Source organism: Rhizobacter sp., assembly GCF_032229685.1.
In the GTDB taxonomy this organism is placed as follows: Bacteria; Pseudomonadota; Gammaproteobacteria; order Burkholderiales; family Burkholderiaceae_C; genus LMDS01.
Genome location: NZ_JAVTWP010000030.1, coordinates 184523 through 200829 on the forward strand (window position 1 = coordinate 184523; position 16307 = coordinate 200829).

Annotated in this window: 14 protein-coding genes; 10 read left to right on the forward strand and 4 right to left on the reverse strand. The window is 68.5% G+C overall.

Annotation, left to right across the window (positions count from 1 at the left end):
- Positions 1 to 31: 31 nt before the first annotated feature.
- Positions 32 to 961 (reverse strand): LysR family transcriptional regulator, encoded by a 930-nt coding sequence (locus AC30PD_RS11685; protein ID WP_489535822.1) that lies wholly within the window; start codon positions 959 to 961, stop codon positions 32 to 34.
- Between the two features lie 89 nt (positions 962 to 1050).
- Here AC30PD_RS11685 and ilvD point away from each other — a divergent pair, with 89 nt between their 5' ends.
- Complete coding sequence (ilvD, locus tag AC30PD_RS11690) at positions 1051 to 2733, forward strand: dihydroxy-acid dehydratase (protein ID WP_489535823.1); 1683 nt, start codon at positions 1051 to 1053, stop codon at positions 2731 to 2733.
- Between the two features lie 24 nt (positions 2734 to 2757).
- On the opposite strand, the gene AC30PD_RS11695 is transcribed toward ilvD, so the two are convergent.
- Positions 2758 to 3024, reverse strand: coding sequence for a TIGR04438 family Trp-rich protein (locus AC30PD_RS11695; RefSeq protein ID WP_489535824.1), 267 nt, complete (start codon positions 3022 to 3024; stop codon positions 2758 to 2760).
- Positions 3025 to 3148: 124 nt separating this feature from the next.
- Between AC30PD_RS11695 and AC30PD_RS11700 the strand changes: the two genes are divergently transcribed.
- Positions 3149 to 3457 carry a c-type cytochrome gene (locus tag AC30PD_RS11700; RefSeq protein WP_489535825.1) on the forward strand — a complete coding sequence of 103 codons (309 nt, stop codon included), beginning with the start codon at positions 3149 to 3151 and terminating at the stop codon, positions 3455 to 3457.
- A gap of 74 nt (positions 3458 to 3531) precedes the next feature.
- Here AC30PD_RS11700 and AC30PD_RS11705 read toward each other — a convergent pair whose 3' ends face one another.
- Both AC30PD_RS11705 and AC30PD_RS11710 read right to left on the reverse strand, forming a co-directional pair.
- Positions 3532 to 5670 (reverse strand): 3-hydroxyacyl-CoA dehydrogenase NAD-binding domain-containing protein, encoded by a 2139-nt coding sequence (locus tag AC30PD_RS11705; protein WP_489535826.1) that lies wholly within the window; start codon positions 5668 to 5670, stop codon positions 3532 to 3534.
- Between the two features lies 1 nt (position 5671).
- Positions 5672 to 6877 carry an acetyl-CoA C-acetyltransferase gene (locus tag AC30PD_RS11710; RefSeq protein WP_489535827.1) on the reverse strand — a complete coding sequence of 402 codons (1206 nt, stop codon included), beginning with the start codon at positions 6875 to 6877 and terminating at the stop codon, positions 5672 to 5674.
- A 96-nt stretch (positions 6878 to 6973) separates the two neighbouring features.
- Here AC30PD_RS11710 and AC30PD_RS11715 point away from each other — a divergent pair, with 96 nt between their 5' ends.
- The 8 genes from AC30PD_RS11715 to AC30PD_RS11750 all read left to right on the forward strand — a co-directional run bounded on the left by AC30PD_RS11715 (position 6974) and on the right by AC30PD_RS11750 (position 16170).
- Complete coding sequence (locus tag AC30PD_RS11715) at positions 6974 to 7846, forward strand: SDR family oxidoreductase (RefSeq protein WP_489535828.1); 873 nt, start codon at positions 6974 to 6976, stop codon at positions 7844 to 7846.
- Between the two features lies 1 nt (position 7847).
- Positions 7848 to 9461: an acyl-CoA carboxylase subunit beta gene (locus tag AC30PD_RS11720; protein WP_489535829.1), complete on the forward strand. Its 1614-nt coding sequence runs from the start codon at positions 7848 to 7850 to the stop codon at positions 9459 to 9461.
- A 19-nt stretch (positions 9462 to 9480) separates the two neighbouring features.
- Positions 9481 to 10635: an acyl-CoA dehydrogenase family protein gene (locus AC30PD_RS11725; protein WP_489535830.1), complete on the forward strand. Its 1155-nt coding sequence runs from the start codon at positions 9481 to 9483 to the stop codon at positions 10633 to 10635.
- 10 nt (positions 10636 to 10645) lie between these two features.
- Complete coding sequence (locus AC30PD_RS11730; protein ID WP_489535831.1) at positions 10646 to 11449, forward strand: enoyl-CoA hydratase/isomerase family protein; 804 nt, start codon at positions 10646 to 10648, stop codon at positions 11447 to 11449.
- A gap of 58 nt (positions 11450 to 11507) precedes the next feature.
- Positions 11508 to 13475 (forward strand): acetyl/propionyl/methylcrotonyl-CoA carboxylase subunit alpha, encoded by a 1968-nt coding sequence (locus AC30PD_RS11735; protein ID WP_489535832.1) that lies wholly within the window; start codon positions 11508 to 11510, stop codon positions 13473 to 13475.
- Complete coding sequence (locus tag AC30PD_RS11740; protein WP_489535833.1) at positions 13472 to 14083, forward strand: TetR/AcrR family transcriptional regulator; 612 nt, start codon at positions 13472 to 13474, stop codon at positions 14081 to 14083. Before AC30PD_RS11735 ends, AC30PD_RS11740 begins: the two co-directional genes overlap by 4 nt.
- 69 nt (positions 14084 to 14152) lie before the next feature.
- Entirely contained in the window at positions 14153 to 15655 is a 1503-nt protein-coding gene (locus AC30PD_RS11745; protein WP_489535834.1) for a DNA-3-methyladenine glycosylase 2 family protein, read from the forward strand.
- Complete coding sequence (locus AC30PD_RS11750; RefSeq protein WP_489535835.1) at positions 15652 to 16170, forward strand: methylated-DNA--[protein]-cysteine S-methyltransferase; 519 nt, start codon at positions 15652 to 15654, stop codon at positions 16168 to 16170. Before AC30PD_RS11745 ends, AC30PD_RS11750 begins: the two co-directional genes overlap by 4 nt.
- The last annotated feature ends 137 nt before the right edge of the window (positions 16171 to 16307 follow it).

The following is a 16307-nucleotide window of genomic DNA, read 5'->3' on the forward strand; positions in this document are numbered from 1 at the left end:
GGGAGCAGCGCGAACGATACCCCACCGGCTTTCAGAGCCGGCTGCGCACGAACTCGACAAAACCTTGCACCGCCGGCTCGGCGGCGGACGGCCAGACCAGGCTGGTCTCGCACTGCGGCGCGGCGGTTGCCAGCCCGGCTGGCAGCGGCCGGTAGACCACCCCGGCGCGCTGCAGTTGTGTCACCGCTTTCGGCACGAGCGCGATGCCCAGACCGGCCGACACGAGGTTCACGATCGTCTGCATCTGGATCGCCTCTTGCGCGATGGCCGGGGTCACGCCGTGGCGGTGGTAGAACGCCAGCACCGCGTCGAACAGAGACGGCGTGATGGCGCGCGGGAAGATCACCAGCGGCTGCGCCAGCACCTCGGCCACGCGCAGGCGCTTCGCCGCGGCCCAGGGCAAAGACTCCGGCAGCGCCAGCACCAGCGGTTCGACCCCGAGCGACAGCGCCTGCAAGCCGAGCGACGCGCCAGGCACCATGCCGGGCGCGTGCAGCACGAAGCCGGCGTCGATCTCGCCGCGCTCGAAGGCCTTGAGCTGCACGTCGCCGGTCGCTTCGATCAGCTCGACCGAGATGCCCGGGCAACGCTCGCGAAACGCCCGCAGCCAGGCCGGCAGCGGGCCGAAGCCCACCGTGGAGATGAAGCCGATGCGGATGCGGCCGATCTCGCCCAGCGTGGCACTGCGGGCCAGCCCCGGCAACGCCGCCGCCTGGCGCAGCAACTGCCGCACCGGCTCGACGAGCGCCAGCCCGCCCGGGGTGAGCACCACGCTGCGGCGGGTGCGCTCGAACAACGCCACGCCGAGGCGCCGCTCGATCTGCTGCACCGCCAGCGTGAGCGGCGGTTGCGTCATGTTGAGCAGCGCCGCGGCACGGCCGAAGTGCAGCTGCTCGGCCAGCACGAGGAACTGGCGCCAGGCCCGCAGCTCGATCACGGGAAGCGCAGCGTCGTCTTTCATTTGCCAAGCATATCAATGCTGGCGCAAACATATATTGGACGCTGGTCACGCCGGCCCCGATACTCTGCGCCTCATCTGAGGAGACACCCATGAAGATCAACCGACGCTCGGCCAACATCACCGAGGGCGTGGCGCGTGCACCGAACCGTTCGATGTACTACGCCCTCGGCTACGAAGAAGGCGACTTCAAGAAGCCGATGATCGGCGTGGCCAACGGCCACTCGACGATCACGCCTTGCAATTCCGGCCTGCAGAAGCTCGCCGACGCCGCCGTGTCCGGCATCGAAGCGGCCGGCGGCAACGCCCAGATCTTCGGCACGCCGACCATCAGCGACGGCATGGCGATGGGCACCGAAGGCATGAAGTACAGCCTGGTCTCGCGCGAGGTGATCGCCGACTGCATCGAAACCTGCGTGGGCGGCCAGTGGATGGACGGCGTGCTCGTGGTCGGCGGCTGCGACAAGAACATGCCGGGCGGCATGATGGGCATCCTGCGCGCCAACGTGCCGGCGATCTACGTCTACGGCGGCACGATCCTGCCGGGGCGCTACAAGGGGCAAGACCTCAACATCGTCAGCGTGTTCGAAGCCGTCGGCCAGTTCAGCGCCGGCAACATGAGCGAAGAAGATTTCTGCCAGATCGAGCGCCGCGCCATCCCCGGCAACGGCTCGTGCGGCGGCATGTACACCGCCAACACCATGAGTTCGGCCTTCGAGGCGCTCGGCATGAGCCTGCCGTTTTCGTCGACCATGGCGAACCCGCACGACGAGATCTCGGGTGCGGCGACCGAAGCAGCGCGGGTGCTCGTGGAAGCGGTCAAGAACGACCTGAAGCCACGCGACATCGTCACCCGCAAGAGCATCGAGAACGCCGTGGCCGTGATCATGGCCACCGGCGGTTCGACCAACGCGGTGCTGCACTTCCTGGCGATCGCCCACACGGCCGGTGTCGAGTGGACGATCGACGACTTCGAGCGCATGCGCAAGAAGGTGCCGGTGCTGTGCGACCTGAAGCCATCGGGCCAGTACCTCGCCGTCGACCTGCACCGGGCCGGTGGCATTCCGCAGGTGATGAAGGTGCTGCTGAAGGCCGGCCTGCTGCACGGCGACTGCATCACGATCACCGGCAAGACGGTGGCAGAGAACCTCGCCGCCATCCCCGATGCGCCGCGCGCAGACCAAAACGTGATCCGCACGATCGACAAGCCGATGTACGAACAGGGCCACCTCGCGATCCTGCGCGGCAACCTCTCGCCCGAAGGATGCGTGGCCAAGATCACCGGCCTGAAGAACCCGGTGATCACCGGGCCGGCGCGCGTTTTCGACGACGAGCAGTCGGCACTCGCCGCGATCATGGCCAAGAAGATCGTGGCCGGCGACGTGATGGTGCTGCGTTACCTCGGGCCGAAGGGCGCACCGGGCATGCCGGAAATGCTCGCCCCCACCGGCGCGCTGATCGGCCAGGGCTTGGGCGAATCGGTCGGCCTGATCACCGACGGGCGCTTTTCGGGCGGCACCTGGGGCATGGTGGTCGGCCACGTGGCGCCCGAGGCGCACGCGGGCGGCAACATCGCGCTGGTGCACGAAGGTGACTCGATCACGATCGATGCCCACACGCTGACCTTGCAGCTGAACGTGAGCGACGCCGTGCTGGGCGAACGCCGCGCGGCGTGGAAAGCGCCGAAGCCGCGCTACACCCGCGGTGTGCTTGCCAAGTTCGCGTTCAATGCCTCGAGCGCCAGCTCGGGCGCGGTGCTCGACAAGTTCGAGTAAGGGGCAGCGCTCGGGCCGCCAGCCTCAGCGCTTGCGGCTCTTGCGCGGGCTCATGCCGAGCGCCTGGAGGTTTTCTTCCCGGCGCTTCTGCTTTTTCGCCTGCATCTTGTCCATCTCGCGGCGCTTGTTCAAGCCGGTCGCGTCGGCCCACCACCACCACAAGACCGCCAGGATGAAGGGCAACACCATCTTCCACAGATCGCCGGTGATTTCCCAGTTCCACAGCCCCATCGGGCCGATACCGGCCAAGTTCAGCAAGATCAGGCCCACACCGACGATGACGAAGAACATGTTCTGACTCCTTGTGTGCCAGTTTCAGCCGGTGAAGCCCGCGTCAACCGGCGGCACGGCGATCCGTTATGCTGACTGTAGCTGTAGCTGAGTGTCCCCAACCCGGTCTGTCCAAGAGGAACCCATGAAATTCACGCCTTCCCTGCTGCTCGCCGTTGCCACCGTCGTGTCGGCACCCGCTTTTGCCAACGCCGACCTGGCCCAGAAGAAGAACTGCATGGCCTGCCACGCCATCGACAAGAAGGTCGTCGGCCCGGCCTACAAGGAAGTCGCTGCCAAGTACGCCGGCCAGAAAGACGCCGTCGACAAGCTGGCCCAGAAGGTCATCAAGGGTGGCTCCGGCGCCTGGGGCCCGGTGCCGATGCCAGCCAACGCCCAAGTGAGCGAGGCCGAAGCGAAACAACTCGTTCAGTGGATCATGACGCTGAAGTGAAGCTTCGGCGCGCCAAGAGAAAAGCCCCGCACGCGGGGCTTTTTCACGCCTGCGCCAAACCACATCAAACCGACTCAGGCCGGCAAGGCCTCTATACAACGACGCACGTCGGGCGCGAGGGCAAAGCGCGCGCCGTGTTTCGCCGCCAGGGCATCGGCGTTGTCCAGAAAGCGTGCGCGGCCTTCTGACTCGATGAACTGCATCGCCCCGCCCGTCCAGGCCGGGAAGCCGATGCCGAAGATCGAGCCGATGTTCGCGTCGGCCGTGTTGGTCAGCACCCTTTCGCTCAGGCAGCGTGCTGTTTCGATGGCCTGCCGGTACAACAGCCGCTGCTTCAGTTCATCGACGCTCACCGACACATCGGCGCGTTCGAACAGACTCTTCAGTTCGGGCCACAAGGTCTTGGCGCCACCCGCGGGGTAGTCGTAGAAACCACCGCCACCCGCCCGGCCCGGGCGCTTCAGCTGCTTCACGAGGCGCTCGACCAGCAACTCCCCAACACCAGGTTCGAAGCGCTTGCCGGCAGCGGCGAAGTCGGCACGCGTCTGGTCGAGCACGTGGACCGAGAGCGACAGCGAGGTCTCGTCGAGCACCGCCAGCGGGCCGACCGGCATGCCGGCGGCCAGCGCGGCGTGTTCGATCATCGGTGCGGCAATGCCTTCGGCGAGCATGGTCGCCCCTTCCATCACGAAGGTGCCGAACACGCGGCTCGTGAAGAAGCCGCGTGAATCGTTGACGACGATCGGGATCTTGCCGAGCGCGGTCACGAAATCGAACGCCCGCGCCACGGTCTCGTCGTCGGTGCGCTCGCCGCGGATGATCTCGACCAGCTTCATCTTGTGCACCGGCGAGAAGAAGTGCAGGCCGATGAACTTCTCGGGCCGCGCGCTCGCCTGCGCCAGGCCGGTGATCGGCAGCGTCGAGGTGTTCGATGCGAACACGCCACCCGCGGCCAGCGTCGGTTCGGCCTCGCGCGTGACGGTGGCCTTCAGGTCGCGTTGCTCGAACACGGCCTCGATGATCAGGTCGCAACCTTGCAGGCCGGCGGCGTCGCCGGTCGGCGTGATCAGGTTCAGCATCTGCGCCTGCTGCACTTCGCTCATGCGGCCGCGCGCCACCAGCGGCAGCGTGAGCTTGCGGACCGCTTCGAAACCGGTTCTCGCCTTCTCGACATTCACGTCTTTGAGCACGCAGGCAAAACCGCGCGAGGCAGCGGCGTGAGCGATGCCCGCACCCATCATGCCGGCGCCCAGCACGCCCACCTTGGCCGGCTTCCAGCGTGGCACGCCCGCGGGCCGTGACTTGCCGGACTTGATCGCGTTCATGTTGAAGAAGAACGCGGTGACCATGTTCTTCGTGGTCTGGCTCACCATCGTCTTCGCGAGCTTGCGGCTCTCGATGCGCGTGGCCGTGTCGTAGTCGACCATCGCGCCTTCGACCATCGCCTCGAGGATCGCGTGCGCCGCCGGGTACAGCCCGCGCGTCTTCTGCGCCAGCATCGCCGGCGCCACGACGAGGCCGGCGGCGATCTTCGGGCTGGCCGGCGTGCCGCCTGGCATCTTGTAGTCCTTGCGGTCCCAGGGCTGGGTCGCGTCGGGGTGATCGGCGATCCAAGCCAGCGCCTGCGCGCGCAGGCTCTCGATGTTGTCGCCCAGGCCTTGCACCAGGCCGAGTTCGAGCGCTTCGCGCGGGCCGAAGAGCTGGCCTTCGAGCAGGTAGGGTTGGGCCGCCATCAGCCCGAGCAGGCGCACCGTCTTCGTGATGCCGGTGGCGCCGGGGATCAGGCCGAGCGACACCTCGGGCGTGCCGAACTGGATCTTGCGGTCGTCGAGCGCGAAACGGGCGTGCGCGGCGAGGGCCACTTCCCAGCCACCCCCGAGCGCGGCGCCATTGAGCAGCGCCACGACCGGCCGGCCCAGCGTTTCGATGCGGCGAAAGCTGCGCTTCATCGCTTCGATGCTCTTGAAGCCGGGCGCCGCGTCTTCGGCCTTCAGCTTCAAGACGCTGTTCAGTTCGGCACCGGCGAAGAAGGTGGTCTTGGCCGAGGTCAGCAAAACACCCTTGATCTGCGCCTTGTCTCGCTCGAGGCAGTCGGCCACTTCGGCCAGGTCGGCCTGCCACTGCGGCGTCATCGTGTTGACCGGCGCGCCGGGTGCGTCGAGCGTGACGGTGGCGATGCCGTCGCTGTCGAGTTCGTAGCGAATGGTCTGCATCTCAGACCCTTTCGATGATGGTCGCGATGCCCATGCCGCCGCCCACGCACAGCGTGACGAGGCCGCGTTTGAGCTGGCGGCGCTCGAGCTCGTCGAGCAGCGTGCCGACCAGCATCGCACCGGTCGCGCCCAGCGGGTGGCCGAGCGCGATCGCGCCGCCGTTGACGTTGACCTTCTCGTGCGGCACGCCCATCTCGAGCATGAAGCGCATCGGCACGGCCGCGAAGGCTTCGTTGACTTCGAACAGGTCGATGTCGTCGACCGTCAGCCCCGCCTTGGCCAGGGCCTTGCGCGAGGCCGGCATCGGGCCGGTGAGCATGATGGTCGGGTCGGCGCCCGACAAGGCGGTGGCGACGACACGCCCGCGCGGCGTGAGCCCCATCTCGCGGCCCTTCGCTTCGCTGCCGATCAGCACCGCCGCAGCACCGTCGACGATGCCCGACGAGTTGCCGGCCGTGTGCACGTGGTGGATGCGCTCGACCTGCGGGTAGCGTGCGAGCGCGACCGCGTCGAAGCCCATGCCGCCGAGCTCGCCGAACGCGACCTTCAACGAGGCCAGGCCTTCGAGCGTGGTGCGGGGTTTGATGAACTCGTCGCGTTCGAGCACCGGCAGGCCGATGCTGTCGGTGACCGCGATCACCGAACGATCGAAGTGGCCGGCAGCCTGCGCGGCCGCGGCGCGTTGCTGCGAGCCGAGCGCATAACGGTCGACGTCTTCCCGCCCCCAGCCGGCCAGCGTGGCGATCAGGTCGGCGCCGATGCCCTGCGGCACGAAGCCGGTGGCAAAGTTGGTTTCCGGGTCCTGCGCCCAGGCACCGCCGTCGGAGCCGATCGGCACGCGCGACATGCTCTCGACGCCACCCGCGACGACCATGTCTTCCCAGCCGCTGGCGACCTTCTGCGCGGCGAGGTTCACGGCTTCCAGGCCCGAAGCGCAGAAGCGGTTGATCTGCATGCCGGCAACGCGGAAGTCCCAGCCCGCCTTCAGCGCGGCCGTCTTCGCGATCACCGAGCCCTGCTCGCCCACCGGCGAGACCACGCCCATCACCACGTCGTCGAGTTGCAACGGGTCGAAGGCCAGGCGCTTCTGCAGTTGCAGCAGCAGGCCGGCGAGCAGATCGACGGGCTTGACCTCGTGCAGGCTGCCGTCTTTTTTGCCCTTGCCACGCGGCGTGCGCACGGCGTCGAAGATCATTGCGTTCGGCATGGTGCGGTCTCCAATTGACAACGCATTATGGGCACGCGCACACTCGCCGGCAAGTTACCAAGCAAGTGCTTGGTTGGCAGATATTTCGGGGTGCGGATGTCGGCGTATCGATCGGTGTTTCAGCCGGGCCTGTTTGCCGGCAAGGTGGTGGTCGTCACCGGCGGCGGCTCGGGCATCGGGCGTTGCACGGCGCACGAGCTGGCGGCGCTCGGCGCGGCCGTGGCGATCGTCGGGCGCAAGGCCGACAAGCTCGAAGCGGTGCGCGCCGAGATCGAAGCGGCGGGTGGCGTCTGCTCAACGCACAGCTGCGACATCCGCGAGGAAGACGCCGTGCGCGCCACCGTCACCGCCGTGCTCGAACGCCACCACCGCATCGACGGCCTCGTCAACAACGCCGGCGGGCAGTTTCCTTCGCCGCTGGCGTCGATCAGCGCCAAGGGCTGGGACGCTGTCGTGCGCAACAACCTGACCGGCGGCTTTCTGATGGCGCGCGAGTGCGTCACGCAGTGGATGGGCAGCATTGATGCCGGCGACTGCGCCATCGTCAACATCATTGCCGACATCTGGGGTGGCATGCCGGGCATGGCGCACTCGGGCGCGGCGCGCGCCGGCATGCTCAACTTCACCGAGACTGCAGCGCTCGAATGGGCGCCGATCCGCAGCAACGCGGTGGCGCCGGGCTGGATCGCCTCGAGCGGCATGGACCAGTACCCGCCGATGATGCGCGAGACGATCCGTGGCATGAAAGACCTGGTGCCGCTTCGCCGGCTCGGCACCGAAAGCGAGGTCTCGGCCGCGATCGTCTTCCTGCTCTCGCCGGCCGCGGCCTTCATCTCGGGCGCCTGCCTGCGCATCGACGGCGCGGCACCGAACGCCAAACGCATCTGGCCCGAAGTGGGCACCGGCGGCAGCAACACCCCGTTCGACGGGTTTCAGTTCGCGGCCACGCCCAAGGTATTGCAGGACTGAAATGTCCCTCGTCGACCTCCGCCTGAACACCGGCAGCGAAGCCTTCGCCGCCAACCGCGCGCACGGACTCGGGTTGATCGAACAATGGCGTGCACTCGAAGCCCGCACGCGTGCCGCTAGCCAGCGCGCGCAGGCGCTGTTCGACAAACGTGGCCAGTTGCTGCCGCGCGAACGTGTCGCACGGCTGCTCGACCCGGGCGTGCCGTTTCTCGAACTCTCCACGCTCGCCGGCTGGCTGCAAGACGTGCCCGACCCCGAGAAGTCGGTGCCCGGCGGGGGCGTGATCGCCGGCATCGGTGTGGTGGCCGGCACCCGCGTGATGCTCATCGCCGACGACGCCGGCATCGAAGCCGGTGCGCTGCAGCCGCAGGGCCTTGAAAAGCTGCAGCGCGCGCAAGCCATCGCGCTCGAGAACAAGCTGCCCTTCGTGCACCTGGTCGAATCGGCCGGCGCCAACCTGCTGAAGTACCGCGTCGAACAATTCATCCACGGCGGCAGCGCGTTCTACATGCTGGCGCGGCTCTCGGCCGCCGGGCTGCCGGTCATCGCCGTGGTGCATGGTTCTTCGACGGCCGGTGGCGCTTACATGACCGGCCTGTCCGACCACGTGATCATGGTGCGCGGCCGGGCCCGCGCATTCCTGGCCGGGCCACCGCTGCTCAAGGCTGCCACCGGTGAAGTCGCGACCGACGAGGCGCTCGGTGGTGCCGACATGCATTCCACGGTCTCGGGCCTGGCCGACTACGTGGCCGACGACGACGCGCACGCGCTCGGCATGGCGCGCGATCTGGTCAAGGCGCTCGGCTGGCAGCCGCCAGCGTCGTGGCCCGATGGCCCGGCGCCGAAGGCCGATGCCGAAGACCTGCTCGGCCTGTTCGCGGCCGACATGAAAAAGCCGGTCGAGATGCGCCACGTGGTCGCGCGCATCGTCGACGGTTCGAACTTCCTCGAGTTCAAGCCCGACCACGGGCCCGCCACGGTTTGTGGATACGCCGCGATTGCCGGGTTCCGCATCGGCCTCGTCACCAACAACGGCCCGCTCGACCCGGCCGGCAGCACCAAGCTCACGCACTTCATCCAGAGCTGCTGCCAAACCGGCACGCCCATCGTCTACCTGCAGAACACGACCGGCTTCATCGTCGGCACTGAGGCCGAACGCGCCGGCATGATCAAACACGGCGCGAAGCAGATCCAGGCGCTGTCGAACGCCACGGTGCCGCAGATCACCATTCAATGCGGCGCCTCGTTCGGCGCCGGCAACTACGGCATGTGCGGCCGCGGATTTCACCCGCGCTTCGTGTTCAGCTGGCCCAACGCACGCACCGCCGTGATGGGCCCCGAGCAGGCCGCCGGCACGATGGAGATCGTGATGCGCGAAGGCGCGGCGCGCAAGGGCGAGCCGGTCGACGAAACCAGGCTGGCGGCGCTGAAGGCGAAGATCGTCGACACCTTCGAGCGCCAGATGCATGCGTTCTACACCTCGGGCCTGCTGCTCGACGACGGCATCATCGACCCGCGCGACACACGCCGCGTGCTCGCCCTCACGCTCGCTTTGTGTGATGAAACGAACCGGCGCACGCTGCACCCGATGCAGTTCGGCGTGGCCCGCCCCTGACCCACCCGGAGACACGCCCATGCAACTCACCCACGAACACGAAGAGATCCGGCGCACGCTGAAACGCTTCATCACCGACGAAATCAACCCGCACGTCGAAGAATGGGAAGCGGCCGAAGCCTTCCCGGCGCACGAGGTCTTCAAGAAGCTCGGCGACCTGGGCTTGCTCGGCCTGACCAAGCCCACCGACTACGGCGGCATGGCGCTCGACTATTCCTACTCGGTGGTGATGGCCGAAGCGCTCGGCCACTGCGACTGCGGCGGCGTGCCGATGGCCGTGGGCGTGCAGACCGATATGGCCACGCCCGCGCTCGCGCGTTTCGGCTCCGACGCGCTGCGCCGCGAGTTTCTGGCGCCGGCGATCAGCGGTGACGCGGTCGGATGCATCGGCGTCTCGGAGCCCGGCGCCGGCTCCGACGTGGCGAGCATCAAGACCACGGCCAAGAAAGATGGCGACGACTACGTCATCAACGGCGGCAAGATGTGGATCACCAACAGCCTGCAGGCCGACTGGATGTGCGTGCTGGCGAACACCTCGGAAGGCGCGGCGCACAAGAACAAGAGCCTGATCATGGTGCCGATGAATTCGCCCGGCGTGACGCGCGCGAAGAAGATCCGCAAGATCGGCATGATGGCCAGCGACACCGGGCTGATCCACTTCGACGGCGTGCGTGTGCCGCAGCGCAATCTCGTCGGCCAGGAAGGGATGGGCTTCACCTACCAGATGATGCAGTTCCAGGAAGAGCGGCTGTGGGCGGCGGCGAACGCGATCCAGGGGCTGTCGAACTGCATCGACGAAACCATCGAATACACCCGCGAGCGCCAGATCTTCGGCAAGAGCGTGCTCGACAACCAGGTGGTTCACTTCAAGCTCGCCGAACTGAAGACCGAGATCGAATCGCTGCGTGGCCTGGTCTACATGGCGACCGAGCAGTACGTGCAGGGCAAGGACGTGACCGAGTGGGCCTCGATGGCCAAGCTGAAGTCGAGCCGCCTGCTGCGCACCGTGCCCGACAGCTGCATGCAGTACTGGGGCGGCATGGGTTACACGTGGGACAACCGCGTCTCGCGCATGTACCGCGACGGGCGCCTGGCCTCCATCGCCGGCGGTGCCGACGAAGTGATGCTCGGCATCATCAGCAAGTTCATGCACACGCTGCCGGGCAAGCGCTGAGGCACCGGCCGTGATCCGCATCGAAACGCGCGGGGCCTTCGTGTTCGCGACGCTGGATTCGCCAGCGACGCGCAATGCGCTGAGCGACACGATGGTGGCCGGCCTGAGCGACGCCATCGCGCTCGCGGGGTCGAGCCCGCAGACGCGTGCGCTGGTGATCCGCGGGGCCGGTGGCACGTTCTGCGCGGGTGGTGACTTCAGCCGCTTTCGCGAACTCATGGCCGCCGCCGCACCCACCAGCGGCCCCGACCCGATCGCCGTGTTCAACCGCGGTTTCGGCGCCATGCTCGAACGCCTGCAGGCCTGCCCGGTGGCGACCATCGCCGTCGTCGAAGGTGCGGCCATGGGCGGCGGCGTGGGGCTGGCGGCGGCGTGCGACTTCGTGCTCGCCAGCGGCACGGCGCAGTTCGGCATGCCGGAAGTGACACTCGGTTTGCCCCCGGCTCAGATCGCGCCTTTTGTCGCCGCGCGGCTCGGCCACGGCGCGGCCTTGCGGCTGATGCTGACCGGCCGGCGCATCGGCGCGGCGCAGGCGCTGGGCTGCAACCTGGCCGACGAACTGCACGAAGGCGACGCGTTGAACGAGCGCGTAAATGCGCTGCTGGCCGAGCTCGGCTGTGCCGAGCCGGGCGCGATGCGCGCCACGAAAACGATCCTGCAGTGCCGCAGCGAGGCACTGGCACCGACGCTCGATTTCGCGTCGCTCGCGTTCGCAGCGGCACTGCGCAGCGGCACGGCCTCGGAAGGCCTCGCGGCCTTGTCGGCCAAGCGCGCTGCCGCGTGGGTCAGCGTGCCCGAGGGCGCAGCGCCATGAGCGCGCCGGGCCGCTCCCAAGCGCTCATCCCGGCGCACGCAGTGCAGAGGGTAGTCCAGTGAGCCGCTTCGATTCGGTGCTGATCGCGAACCGCGGCGAGATCGTCACTCGTGTCGCGCGCACGGCACGCACGCTCGGCTTCAAGACCATCGCCGTGGCGTCGGCCGTCGACGCCGGCGCACCGCACACCGATGCCTGCGACACCGTCGTGCCGATCGGCGGCGATCGGCCGGCCGACTCTTACCTGCGCATCGACAAGCTGCTCGACGCGGCCCGCGTTTCCGGCGCGCAGGCGGTGCACCCGGGCTATGGTTTCCTGTCCGAGAACGCCACGTTTGCCCAGGCCGTGATCGACGCCGGCCTCGCCTGGATCGGCCCGCCGCCGGCCGCGATGCTCGCCATGGCCGACAAGGCGCAGGCGCGCCAACGCATGGCCGCCGCCGGCGTGCCAGTCTTGCCCGGCTACGACGGCGAAGACCAGCAGCGCGGCACGCTGCGCATGGAGGCCGAACGCATCGGCGTGCCGCTGATGATCAAGGCCACGGCGGGTGGCGGCGGGCGTGGCATGCGGTTCGTCACGCAGATGAACGATCTCGATGCGGCGCTCGATTCGGCGGCGGCCGAAGCGCAAGCGGCGTTCGGCAACGCGCGCTTGCTCCTCGAAAGGGCGCTGCTCGCGCCGCGCCATGTCGAGATCCAGGTCTTCGCCGACACGCTCGGCAGGGTGTTGCACCTCGGCGAGCGCGACTGTTCGGTGCAGCGCCGCCACCAGAAGATCATCGAAGAGGCGCCCTCGCCGGCCGTCTCGCCATCGCTGCGGCGGCGCATGGGCGAGGTGGCCGTCGCGGTCGCGCGGGCCGTGGGTTACGCAGGCGCGGGCACGGTCGAGTTCCTGCTCGACGAGAGCGGCGAGTTCTGGTTCATGGAGATGAACACCCGCCTCCAGGTCGAGCACCCGGTGACAGAAGCGCTCGTCGGTGTCGATTTGGTCGAGTGGCAGTTGCGCGTGGCAGCGGGCGAAGCGCTGCCGCTGACACAAGACGAGGTGCTGCAGCGGTTCGAGTCGGGTGGCCACGCCATCGAAGCGCGCTTGTGTGCCGAAGACCCCGCGCACGGCTACCTGCCGCAGTCGGGCCGCGTGTTGCACTGGCAGCCGCCACGCAGCGTGCGCTGCGACCACGCGCTGGCGAGCGGCTGCGAGGTCAGCCCGTTTTACGACTCGATGCTCGCCAAGCTCATCGCGCACGCGCCGAGCCGGCTGGCGGCCACCCACAAGCTCGCCGATGCGCTCGACCGCTGCGTGTGTCTCGGCGTGACGACGAACCGCGCGTTTCTGGCGAGTGTGCTGCGCCATCCGGCGTTCACCGCCAGCGCCGTCACGACGGCGTTTCTCGGCCTGCATTTCAAGGACGACGCGGCCCGTACGGGTGGCGCGCCGTCGTGGCTGCGCGCCCTTGCAGCGGCGAGCAATGCCACGCTCGCGCCCGCCGCCTTGCCCGCGCTCTGGGCCGGCTGGACGTCGTCGAACCACGTCGGCACGCTGGCGCCGATCAGCATCGGCGAAACGAGCGAAACATGGCGTCTGGACGGCTCGCCTGCCGGGTTGACGGCGCGATGCGGCGACCACACGCACCACATCGCCGGGCTGGTGCGCGAGAGCCGTTCGCTCGTTCACGCGGTCGTCGATGGCCACCCCGTCAGCGCGCGCTGCGTGAACGACGGCAGCGAGTCGTGGTGGCAATCGGGCGGCTTCGAACTCACGCTGCAAGACCGGCGGCACGCCGCGCCCGAAGCAAGCGCGGGTGCGAAGGCGGGTGCCTTGCGGGCGCCGATGCACGGCCGCGTGACGCAGGTCCACACGGCACCCGGCGCGCAGGTGCAGGCGGGCGCGCTGTTGATCGTGATGGAGGCGATGAAGATGGAACACCAGGTCCACGCGCCTTTCGACGGCACCGTGGGCGCGCTGCACACGAGCGTGGGCGATCAGGTCGCGGCGCGCCAGGTGCTGGTGGAAGTGAGCGCGTGAAGGCCAGGGCCGAAGCCGTTGCGGTCACCGAGCCCGCGAACCGCCGCGCCGAACTGATCCGCGTCGCAGCGCGGCTGTTCCGCGAGAAGGGCTTCGACGGCACCTCGGTACGCGATATTGCCCACGCCGTCGGCATGCGCTCCGGCAGTTCTTACTACCACTTCGCGAACAAGCACGAGTTGCTGATGGCGGTGATGGAAGAAGGGCTGCGGCTTGGCCTGGCGCGCACGCAAGAGGCGCTGGCCGACACGTCGCTCGCCGCGCCCGAACGTTTCAAACGGCTCGTGCGCACGCACTACGGCATCCTGCACGACACGGGCAGCGATTTCATCCCGGTGATGCTGTACGACTGGCGCGCTTTGCCGGCGCAGTACAAGCGGCGCATCATCGAACTGAAAGACCGCTACGACGCGATCTGGCAAGGCACGCTCGACGAGTTGCACACGCTCGGGCTGCTGCGTGCCGAGGCGCGGCTCGCGCGCTTGATGATCCTCGGGGCGATCAACTTTTCGGCCACGTGGTACCGCAGCAAACCGCGCTCGGTGAAGCGTGTCGACCTCGACGAACTGACCGCACAGACGGTCGCCCTCGTTTTGCACGTGCCCTGAGCCGCCGGGCTGGCGGGACGTGTCCGAAAACGGCCAGTCTGCTGGGGCAGGCTGACCATAATCGGCCCCATGCTGCAAGCCACACCCCGCCTCGACGACGCCGCCGCGTACCAGGTCATCACCGCCCGTGACGCCCGTTTCGACGGCCGGCTGTTCGTCGGCGTCACCTCGACCGGCATCTACTGCCGGCCAATCTGCCGCGTGCGCACGCCGTTGCGCAAGAACTGCCGCTTCTTCGACACACCGGCGCAGGCCGAGGCGGCCGCGTTCCGGCCGTGCCTGAAGTGCCGGCCCGAGATCGCACCCGGCGCCGACCCTGCGTGGACGACGATGGACGCTTCGCGCACGCTGGCCCGCCAGGCAGCCGATGTGCTCGAAGCGCACGCCGCGATGCCCGAGCCGCCGAGCGTGGCAGCGCTGGCTGACCGCCTGGGCGTGAGTGACCGGCATTTGCGCCGCATCTTCCAGGCCGAGCACGGCGTCACGCCGCTGCAATACCTGCAGACGCGGCGTTTGCTTCTCGCCAAGCAGCTGCTCACCGACACGCGGATGCCGGTCGCGCAGGTCGCGCTCGCGAGCGGCTTCAACAGCCTGCGGCGCTTCAACGCGGCCTTTGCCGAGAGCTACCGCATGAGCCCGAGCCGGCTCCGCGGCGAGGTGCCCGAGGAGGCCGGGACACCCACCACCGGCGTCACGGTCAAGCTCGCCTACCGCGCGCCTTACGACGTGGCGGCCTTGATGCGCTTCATCGCACTGCGCGCCATTCCGGGCATCGAACACGTCGAGGGCCGGCGCATCCGGCGCAGCGTGCGGGCCGGCACGGTCGCCGCGACGGCCGGCTGGATCGAAGCGGAATTCGCCACGGCGGCGTCACTCACCCAGCCTTCGCTGCTGCACCTGCGGTTCGCGCCGGAACTGGCGGGCTCGAGCGGCGCCGTGGTGGCCGCCGTGCGCCGCTGGCTCGACCTCGATGCCATGCCGCAGGCCATCGACGCCGCATTGGCCGACTTGCCGGGCGACCCCGGCCTGCGCTTGCCAGGCAGCCTCGACGGCTTCGAGCTCGCGGTGCGCGCCGTGCTCGGGCAGCAGGTCACGGTGGCGGCCGCCCGCACACTCGCGCGCCGTGTCGTCGAACGTTTCGGCGAGCCGATCGGCACACCCTGGGCCGACGTGAGCCGGCTCTTCCCGGCACCCGAAGTGCTGGCCGCGGCACCGATCGAGAGCATCGCCGAGCTCGGCATCATCCGCACCCGGGCCGGCGCCATCATCGGCATCGCGAAGGCCTGGCCGCAGATCGCTGCGCGGCTCGCGCCGAAGGCCCGCGCCGAGCCGCTGATTGACGCGCTGTGCGCCCTGCCCGGCATCGGCCCCTGGACGGCGCACTACGTCGCGATGCGCGCGCTCGGCTGGCCCGACGCATTTCCGCCGAACGACGTGGCGGTGCTCAAGGCGATGCGCGAGCGCTTCGATACGAACAACCAGCGCGAGGCCGACGCCCGCGCGCAAGCCTGGCAGCCCTGGCGGTCCTACGCCGTGCTGCGCCTTTGGAACAGCCTGGAGAAAAAGCCATGAGCCAAGTCACCGATTCGATTCACGCCGCGTGCACGGCCCAGTGCACCATCGCTTCACCGCTCGGCCCGGTGCTGCTGGCACGCACGGCCAAGGGCTTGGCCGGGGTGTGGTTCGAGGGGCAGAAGCACCACCCGGGGGCGCTGGACGCCCCGGTACGCGAAGACGACCCGTTGCTGCACCGGGCCGCGTTGCAACTCAAGCGATATTTCGCCGGGGAAACGACGCAGTTCGACGTGCCGCTCGACTTGCTGGGCACACCCTTCCAGCAGTCGGTGTGGCGGGCCTTGCTGGCGATTCCTGCGGGCAGCACGCAGACCTACGGGGGCATCGCGCAACACGTGGCATCGGCCAGGGCCGTGCGCGCGGTGGGTGGCGCGGTCGGCCGCAACCCGGTCTCGGTGCTCGTGCCCTGCCACCGCGTGGTGGGCGCCGACGGTTCGTTGACGGGCTATGCCGGTGGCGTGGATCGCAAGCTGGCCTTGCTCGCGCTGGAGGGCGCGCGCCCGAGCGTGTAAAGCGACAGTGAACTTGTGCGCACATGGCCGCTCCACGAGCGACCGGTACGGTGCGGATGTGACCTTTGGTTAACCAGAATAGGGGGGTGGGAGCAGGAAGATTCGTGTCCTTCCGGTCATACAGTCCGTGCGTGCTG

Coding starts and splice junctions, on each gene's coding strand:
- AC30PD_RS11725 (WP_489535830.1), top strand. CDS start 9,481: ATGCAACTCACCCACGAACACGAAGAGATCCGGCGCACGCTGAAACGC.
- AC30PD_RS11695 (WP_489535824.1), bottom strand. CDS start 3,024: ATGTTCTTCGTCATCGTCGGTGTGGGCCTGATCTTGCTGAACTTGGCC.
- AC30PD_RS11745 (WP_489535834.1), top strand. CDS start 14,153: ATGCTGCAAGCCACACCCCGCCTCGACGACGCCGCCGCGTACCAGGTC.
- AC30PD_RS11705 (WP_489535826.1), bottom strand. CDS start 5,670: ATGCAGACCATTCGCTACGAACTCGACAGCGACGGCATCGCCACCGTC.
- AC30PD_RS11700 (WP_489535825.1), top strand. CDS start 3,149: ATGAAATTCACGCCTTCCCTGCTGCTCGCCGTTGCCACCGTCGTGTCG.
- AC30PD_RS11720 (WP_489535829.1), top strand. CDS start 7,848: ATGTCCCTCGTCGACCTCCGCCTGAACACCGGCAGCGAAGCCTTCGCC.
- AC30PD_RS11710 (WP_489535827.1), bottom strand. CDS start 6,877: ATGCCGAACGCAATGATCTTCGACGCCGTGCGCACGCCGCGTGGCAAG.
- ilvD (WP_489535823.1), top strand. CDS start 1,051: ATGAAGATCAACCGACGCTCGGCCAACATCACCGAGGGCGTGGCGCGT.
- AC30PD_RS11715 (WP_489535828.1), top strand. CDS start 6,974: ATGTCGGCGTATCGATCGGTGTTTCAGCCGGGCCTGTTTGCCGGCAAG.
- AC30PD_RS11685 (WP_489535822.1), bottom strand. CDS start 961: ATGAAAGACGACGCTGCGCTTCCCGTGATCGAGCTGCGGGCCTGGCGC.
- AC30PD_RS11750 (WP_489535835.1), top strand. CDS start 15,652: ATGAGCCAAGTCACCGATTCGATTCACGCCGCGTGCACGGCCCAGTGC.